Origin of the sequence: Streptomyces odontotermitis, assembly GCF_050510915.1 — a bacterium.
Classification (GTDB): Bacteria; Actinomycetota; Actinomycetes; order Streptomycetales; family Streptomycetaceae; genus Streptomyces.
Genome location: NZ_JBNJLS010000049.1, coordinates 1 through 1,691, shown reverse-complemented (window position 1 = coordinate 1,691; position 1,691 = coordinate 1). Strand labels below are relative to the sequence as shown.

Sequence of the window (1,691 nt, the reverse complement as noted above, 5' to 3'; positions counted from 1 at the left end):
GACCGCAGTTGAGCCGCATCGGCCGAGCGGCCTGGACGCGGGACCACATACCCGACGAGCTGCTTGGCACCCGGCGAGTCCTCCCGCACGATCACCGCGACCTGCCCGACGTCCTCGTGCCGCGCCAACTCCGCCTCGATCTCCCCGAGTTCGATACGGAAGCCACGCACCTTGACCTGGTCGTCGGCCCGGCCCACGTAGTCCAGCTGGCCGCCCTCGCGCCACCGCACCAGGTCCCCGGACCGGTACATGCGCGCCCCGGCGGGCCCGAACGGATCGGCCACGAAGCGCTCTGCGCTCAGCCCCGGGCGCCCCAAGTAGCCGCGTGCCAGGCTCGGTCCGGCGATGTAGAGCTCTCCGATCACGCCGGGTGCGACGGGCCGGAGCCGGGCATCGAGGACGTACAGGCGGGTGTGGTCGACGGGGCGCCCGATGGGCGGGGCCGAGCCGGGGGCGAGGGGGCCGCTCAGGGAGGCGCAGACGGTCGACTCGGTCGGGCCGTACGCGTTGATGAGGTGCCGCCCCCGCGACCAGCGGCCGACGACCTCCGCGGAGAGCGCCTCGCCGGCCGAGACGAGCGTCCCGCCGGGCAGCAGCTCCGCGGTGGGCTCCATCGCGGCGAGCACGACGGGCGGCAGCGTGGCGTGCGTGACCCGGTGCGCGGCGAGGGTCGTGGCGAGGGGCTCGCCGGGCTGGAGTCCGTCGGCGCCGGCGACGACCAGCGCGCCGCCGGAGAGCAGGCCCATGCACAGCTCCCAGAACGCCGCGTCGAAGCTCGGCGACGCGAACTGGAGGACCCTGCTGCCGGGTCCGGCCCCGAGCCGCCCGGCCTGGGTGGTGAGGAGGCTCGCGGCGCCCGCGTGGGAGACGACGACTCCCTTGGGGCGGCCGGTGGAGCCGGAGGTGTAGATGACGTACGCGGGGTGGCCGAGGGACAGCGCGGGGGCGGGTCCGCCGTCCGGGTGCCCGGAGAGGTCCAGGCCGTCGAGCGCGAGCGCCGCCGTGCCGTCGGGCAGGCTGCCGAGGGTGTCCCGCACGGCGAGGACGAGGGCGGGGCGGGCGTCGTCCAGCATGTACGCGATGCGGTCGGCCGGGTAGGCCGGGTCCACCGGGAGGTAGGCGCCGCCCGCCTTCCACACCGCGAGGACCGCGACGACCAGCTCGGCCGACGACCTCGGCAGCGCGAGCGCCACCAGCGACTCGGGGCCGATGCCCCGCGCCACCAGCTCGTGCGCCAACTGCCCGGCCCTGATGTCGAGTTCGGCCGCCGACAGCGTGAGCCCCTGCGAGATCAGTGCGGGCGCCTGCGGATCGGCGGCGACCCTGCGCGCCCACAGTTCGGGCACGGTCAGCGCCGGGTCGGCCCCGGGCGCGCCTCCGATGCCGGGCGCGCCTCCGGTCCCGGCGGCGGCGCCGCTCCACTCCCCCAGGACAAGGCGCCGCTCGTCGTCCGCCAGGACGTCGAAGGCGGTGACCGCGGTGTCCGGGGCGGCGACGGCGTCGGCGAGCAGCGACAGCAGACGGTCCGTCAGCTTCCTTACGGTGCCGTGGTCGAAGAGGTCGCCGCTGTACTCGACGAGTCCGTCCATGCCGCCGTCGGCGCGCTCGGCGAACTCGATGCCGAGGTCGAACTTGGCGGCCCCGGTGCCGACGGTCTCGGCCTCGGTGTCGAGGCCGCCGATGCGGACCTG

General features: G+C 75.8%; 1 protein-coding gene. It reads right to left on the bottom strand.

Going from position 1 to position 1,691, the window contains the following annotated elements; translation table 11 throughout:
- On the bottom strand, positions 1-1,691 hold a 1,691-nt coding region (locus ACQB60_RS45675; RefSeq protein WP_496932029.1), incomplete at both ends, for a non-ribosomal peptide synthetase.